The sequence below is a fragment of the Methylobacter svalbardensis genome (genome assembly GCF_037671525.1).
Lineage (GTDB): Bacteria > Pseudomonadota > Gammaproteobacteria > Methylococcales > Methylomonadaceae > Methylobacter_A > Methylobacter_A svalbardensis.
In genome coordinates, this window is the sequence record NZ_JAWPOH010000018.1 from 68,340 (window position 1) to 74,401 (window position 6,062).

At 47.9% G+C, this 6,062-nt stretch carries 5 protein-coding genes; 4 read left to right on the forward strand and 1 reads right to left on the reverse strand.

Features of this window, described 5'->3' with window-relative positions:
- The first annotated feature begins 43 nt into the window (after window positions 1-43).
- From RW114_RS09270 to speA, 4 genes are all read left to right on the forward strand, one after another.
- Window positions 44-802, forward strand: a complete 759-nt coding sequence (locus RW114_RS09270) for a glycosyltransferase family 2 protein (RefSeq protein ID WP_340122468.1) — start codon at window positions 44-46, stop codon at window positions 800-802.
- A gap of 368 nt (window positions 803-1,170) precedes the next feature.
- A complete protein-coding gene (locus RW114_RS09275; RefSeq protein ID WP_104430387.1) occupies window positions 1,171-1,401 on the forward strand; it encodes an antitoxin in 231 nt (76 codons plus the stop codon).
- Window positions 1,398-1,805: a type II toxin-antitoxin system tRNA(fMet)-specific endonuclease VapC gene (vapC, locus tag RW114_RS09280; protein ID WP_340122469.1), complete on the forward strand. Its 408-nt coding sequence runs from the start codon at window positions 1,398-1,400 to the stop codon at window positions 1,803-1,805. The genes RW114_RS09275 and vapC overlap by 4 nt, the downstream gene beginning before the upstream one ends.
- Before the next feature lie 48 nt (window positions 1,806-1,853).
- On the forward strand, window positions 1,854-3,692 hold the full coding sequence (speA, locus tag RW114_RS09285; protein WP_340122470.1) for a biosynthetic arginine decarboxylase: 1,839 nt from the start codon (window positions 1,854-1,856) through the stop codon (window positions 3,690-3,692).
- Between the two features lie 111 nt (window positions 3,693-3,803).
- Here speA and RW114_RS09290 read toward each other — a convergent pair whose 3' ends face one another.
- The gene (locus RW114_RS09290; RefSeq protein WP_340122471.1) at window positions 3,804-5,759 is read right to left on the reverse strand and encodes an alpha-amylase family glycosyl hydrolase; all 1,956 of its coding nucleotides are present in this window, start codon (window positions 5,757-5,759) and stop codon (window positions 3,804-3,806) included.
- Between the last annotated feature and the right edge of the window lie 303 nt (window positions 5,760-6,062).

Below are 6,062 nucleotides of genomic sequence, written 5' to 3' on the forward strand. Positions count from 1 at the left end.
CGCATGTTGCCGGATAATTTTTCAAAGTGAATGGAGAGATGAGATGAATGGAAGATACGAATACATATTGGTGATCCCAGCCTACAACGAATCCGCCACCATCCGCGAAGTGGTACAGGGTGCCTTACGGCATTTCGGTACGGTGATTGTGGTTGATGACGGTTCCCGGGACGGCACGGTGGAAAAACTTGCGGATTTGCCGGTGACGCTGCTGCACCATCCCGAGAATCTGGGGAAAGCGGCGAGCCTGTGGAATGGCATGCAGGCGGCGCTGAAGCTCGGCGCGAAGGGGATAGTCACCATGGACGGGGACGGTCAGCATGATCCGACCGATCTTCCACGGCTTTTGATCGCAGCGGAAAACCATCCAGACAGACTGGTGATCGGCTCGCGGCTGTGGAATCGTGACGAGATTCCAAAGGCCCGCTATCGCGCCAACCGTTTCGCCAACTTCTGGATTGCCTGGGCCTCGGGCCAGGCAATTGAAGATAGCCAGTCAGGTTTTCGGGTGTATCCAGCGCAACTTATCCGGCTTTGCCGGTTCAAGCTGAGCCGTGACCAGAGCTTCGTTTTTGAAAGCGAGATCATCATTGAAGCAGCCCGACACAGATTTTTATGTGCCTTCCTGCCGGTGCAGACGACTTATCCCAAAAATGCCAGACCCAGCCATTTCCGACCAGTGAGGGACATTGTCCGCATCACTCGCATGGTCGCCTGGCGTCTGTTTATTCGAGGTTTTTTTCTGCCTGGATTGTGGCGAAGCCTGAGTGAGAATCAAAGTCTAAAGCCGCAAAAACTCTAAATTCATTTGATCCACGAAAAGCACAAAAATATTCAAAGAGATACCAAGTTGTGAAGTAACTACTCATTAGTGCAGGTAAATCTACAAAAAAATCGATAGACAGGTTTAAAAAACCATAACCACGAAGAGTACGGAGAAAAACAGTAACGTCGTGCCCGCTTAGGAGACTGTCGGATTTGGATATTGCAATGGCTTGATTTATTGATTTTAAATGATATTAGTTCTCGGCTTCTTTTGCCGCGAAAATATTTATTCAGTTATTTCAATGCGTGACTAATTTTGATGCGCTGTAATCCGGCAGCCTCCTAGCCTGTTCATCCTGAATGCCATATAATCTATACTCAGTATATATTCATCGGGAGCCCATCATGCAAACAGCAAAGTTATTTCAGAACGGCCAAAGCCAAGCGGTCAGATTGCCTAAATCATTTCGTTTTGAGGGCACGGAAGTCACGATTAAACACGTCGGTGAAGGTATTTTATTATTACCTTTAAAGCACTCCGCCAAACAGTTGTTAAGCCTGCTGGACAGCGTGGACGAAACAGTAGCCTTGGAAAGAAATCAACCTCTCGAAAGTGACTCGCGAGACTTTGAATGATTTTTATGCTGGATACCAATAGCTGCATTTATTTATTAAATCGCAGCATCGGTTATGAAAATATTCTCGCAAAAATCGATGGCTTGGCTTATGAGCAAGTGGTTATTTCCTCGCTGACGTTGGCTGAGTTGAAATACGGCATCGCAAAAAGCGTCAAGAAAGAAGCGAATCGAATTAAGCTTGAATACTTTTTGTATCAATTCGAATGCCTGCCTTTCGATACTGACGCGACCTCCTGTTATGGTGATATTCGGGTTCAACTGGAATCCAAAGGTACGCCAATAGACCCATTGGACACCTTGATTGCCGCCCATGCGCTGAGTCTGTCGGCCACTATGGTAACCAATAATGCGCGGGAATTCGAATGTGTGGAAGGTCTTGCACTTGAAAATTGGATTAACTGAGTTTTGGTCTCAGAAAAGCCAAGGCATTTATAAGAAAGGAAATAAACAATGAATTTAAAGCTAAGCAAAGCCTGGACTACCCAGCAATCCGCCCAAACCTACGCGATAGACAGCTGGGGGCAAGGCTATTTTTCGATCAACGCCGACGGACATGTCTCGGTAAAGCCCAGTTCCGAAAAGGATGTGCAACTGGATTTATACGAAATCGCCCAATCGCTAAACGACAAACAGCTATCGTTGCCGGTGCTGGTGCGCTTTACCGACATTTTAAAAGACCGCGTGACTCAGTTGTCCCGCGCATTCCAAAAAGCCTGCGTTAATAACGATTATCAGGGCAGCTACACGCCGGTTTATCCGATCAAGGTCAATCAGCAGCGCAAGGTGATGGAAGGCATTTTGGCGGCCGACAATATCGGCCTGGAAGCGGGCAGCAAGCCGGAGTTGCTGGCGATTATGGCGCTGTCCAATAAAGGCGTGGTGGTCTGCAACGGCTACAAAGACCGCGCTTATATCCGTCTGGCGCTGATCGGCCTGAAAATGGGGCTGAATCTGTATCTGGTCATTGAAAAGCCGCTGGAGCTGGAATTGATTATCGAGGAGGCGGCGCGGCTTAACATTACGCCGCAACTGGGCGTCAGAGTCAGATTGTCCAGCATCAGCGCCGGAAAATGGCAAAACAGCGGCGGCGAGAAATCCAAATTCGGCCTTCATGCCCATGAACTGCTGCAATTAATCGGTCGCCTGAAACAAACCGGTTTGCTGGATACGTTAAAGCTGATGCACTTTCATATGGGTTCGCAAATCGCCAATATCCATGACATCAAAATAGCGTTGAAAGAAGCCGGGCAGTTTTACGTCGAGCTGCACCGTTTGGGCGCCAATATCAAGGTCGTCGATGCCGGCGGCGGGCTGGGCGTGGATTACGACGGCAGCCACTCGCGGCGCGAATCGTCGATCAATTACAGCCTGGATGAATACGCCCAGAATATCGTGCGCAGTTTTGCCGATATTTGCGCGGAAAAACAGATTCCGCAACCGAACATCATCACCGAATCGGGCCGTGCGCTGACCGCTCATCATGCGGTGTTGATCACCAACGTGACCGATATTGAATCCGTTTATACCAACCACGCCGAGTTGCAAGCCCTGCCGGAACCGCACAATCTGGTCGAGCATTATCACGATGCGCAATTCGATTTATCGGAAGCCAGAACCCGATTTACTCAGGACAAGCTGAGCCTGACCGGACTGGCCGAAGCTGAGAATAACTATGCGCTGTTGTGCCGCCAGCTTCAGGATAAATTGAACCCTAATAATCAAAGCGAGGCCGCTATATTAAAGGAGCTGAACGAGAAACTGGCCGACAAGGTATTTTGCAATTTCTCGCTGTTCCAGTCGATGCCCGACATCTGGGGTATCGACCAGATCTTCCCGATCATGCCCATTCACCGGCTGGACGAACAACCCACGCGGCGTGCCGTTATCCAGGATTTAACCTGCGATTCCGACGGGCGCATCGACCAGTATATCGACGGGCAGAACATTGAAAAAACCCTGCCGGTACATCAAATTGACAGCAAGCAGCCGTATCTGATCGGCTTTTTTATGCTCGGCGCCTATCAGGAAATATTGGGCGACATGCACAATTTGTTTGGCGATACGCATTCGATCAACATAAAACTTGACGATAAGGGTTACCATTTTTATGACCTGCATGAAGGCGAGCATGTCGATGACCTGCTGGATTATGTGCATATCAACAGCGAAGAGCTGAAAAACGCCTACCGGAAAAAACTGGCTAACAGCGATCTGAGCGAGCAGCAGCGGCAGGACTATGAGCGGGAGCTGATTGCCGGATTGACGTCTTATACTTATTTGGAGAAATAGCGAGGGGAAGTTGTAGGAGCGGGCCATGCCCGCGATGAAGGGGCTACAACTCTGCAATCGCTGCCCAAATGTTGCGGGCGTGGCCAGCTCCTACGGTGTCTTGTGCTGCTCTTAATGCTCGCTCAGCCAGTAAAAATGATACGGTTGCAGCACCAATTGATTTTTAAATTTTGTCGGACTTTTGCCGGAATACAAATCCGTTAACTGCCCATACATGCTGAATCCCGACGTGCTCAGGGTTTGCAAATCGATATGCTGCGGGTGGTCGCTGAAATTACAAATCACTAAGACCCGTTCGGAAGGACGGCTATGATCGAAACGGATAAAGCCGAACAAATGTTCATTGTCGATATCAAGCAAATACCGGTTGTTAAAGTCGGCAAAGGCTGAAGTTTCTTTGCGTATCGCGATCATCTTCTTTAATGCGTTAAACACGGTATATTCGATAGTTCCCTGTTTATGCCTTAATTCCGCTCTTTCCCAATTGATGGTCGGACGATGAATCCAGCGGCTATCGTTGAATTTATCGACCTGATCCAGATAACTGTAATCATTATAAGTTGCGATTTCGTCGCCGTAGTAAAGCAAGGGGATGCCGCCAAAGGAAAAAATCAGGCTGTGCAGCAACAGAATTTTATCGATGGCCAGATTGATTTGATCCTGATCGCCCCATTGACAGGCTTTTTCGAGTCCGACCAGCGAGGCTAAAGATCCGGCAATGCGTGCATCCCCGGTCTTCTCATTGCGCATGAAAGGCACGCCGGTTGCCAAGGAACCCTCAAAATTTCCGGTGTAATAATCGACTAAAAATTTCTTGTGCGGGGCAGGTTCATAGCCGACTTTGCGCACATCGTTGTCATCAAACCCTAAGCCGATATCATCATGGCAACGCGCATAATTCAGCCAGGTTGCCCGCTCCAGTTTGTCGGGCAGACTCTTTAAGCCCTGATAAAGCAATTTGCTGTTTCGGGTGGCGATGGTATCCCACAACAGCGCCATTAGCGTGGCGTTATACGCGATTTCACATTCTTTGGCGATAATCGCATCTTCGCCGAAGTATTTAATGATTTCTACCGGAGCTACAATCGCTTCCGCGATAAACAGCGCGCCCGGCGCGGTCACCTGGCAGCAATCTTTCATCAGCTGGAGGATCAAATGCGCTTCCCGCTCGTTTTGGCAGGTGGTGCCTATTTTTTTCCATAAAAAGGCGACCGCATCCAGCCGGATGACATCGGCTCCCTGATTGATCCAGAACATAATCACGTCGAGCATTTCGATAAACACACTTGGATTGCTGTAATTCAGGTCCCATTGAAAGTCATTAAAAACCGTCATCACCCATTTTTCCATGTCCGCATTCCAGGTGAAATTTCCTGGCGCGGTTTCCGGAAAAATTTCCGGCATACTCTGCTCGAACATGTCGGGAATTTCACGGTTGTCGAAAATGTAATAATAATCCTGATATTTTTTATTGCCGGCTATCGCCTGTTTGGCCCATTCATGCTCATTCGAGGTATGATTGACCACCACATCCAGCACTAGCAAAATTCCGCGTTTGCTGAATTCTTCGGCGACTAATTGCAAGTCTTCCCGTGTGCCGACCCGGTCGTCGACTTCGCGAAAATTACTGATCGCATAACCGCCGTCGCTTTTGCCGATAGGGCATTGCAGAATCGGCATGATATGCACAAAATTAATGCCAAGTTCTTGAAAGTAAGCTGCCTTTTCGGCAACGCCGCGCAGGTTGTCGGCAAAGCCGGTACTGTATAAAGCCATGCCGACTAATTGTTGACTCAAAAACCAGTTATGATTGTTTTCTCTGACAATATCGAGATTTTTTAGGGCCCTGGGTCGTTTAATGTATTGCCGGGCAAGGGTCTCGACCAGACGCAGCATCTGTTCTTTAAAATCATCCCGCTGACCATACAAATGATGAAAAAGGTTATGAATGGCGTAAAAATTAGCGCCCAGGCGGGTATAAAAATGCCTTAAATCCTGTCTTCTGATTTCGGGTTTTAAATCATCGAGGATTTCATTCAATAAAGAATGTGAAATTTGTTCGTACATATTTTTTCTTATGGATATTTTTAAAGGGGAGGGTTGTCAATTGTTGCGACATCCAAGGGGCGCTAATTTCAGGGGATATCATTTGTTTTTATCATGAAGAGCATGAAGGGCATGAAGAATTTACTGTATTGATTTCCTGCGTTTTCTATAGAGATGATTTTATAAAACAACACTATCGCTGCGAGACAGGAGTCGAGTAGTCCCCAGAAGCGATAGTGCATGTGTTTTCACGAAGCGTCTTTTTGCGTAGTGAAAATACAGGCTTTCCGACATCGCGTCGAGTCATTGGAGAGCATGTGAGCT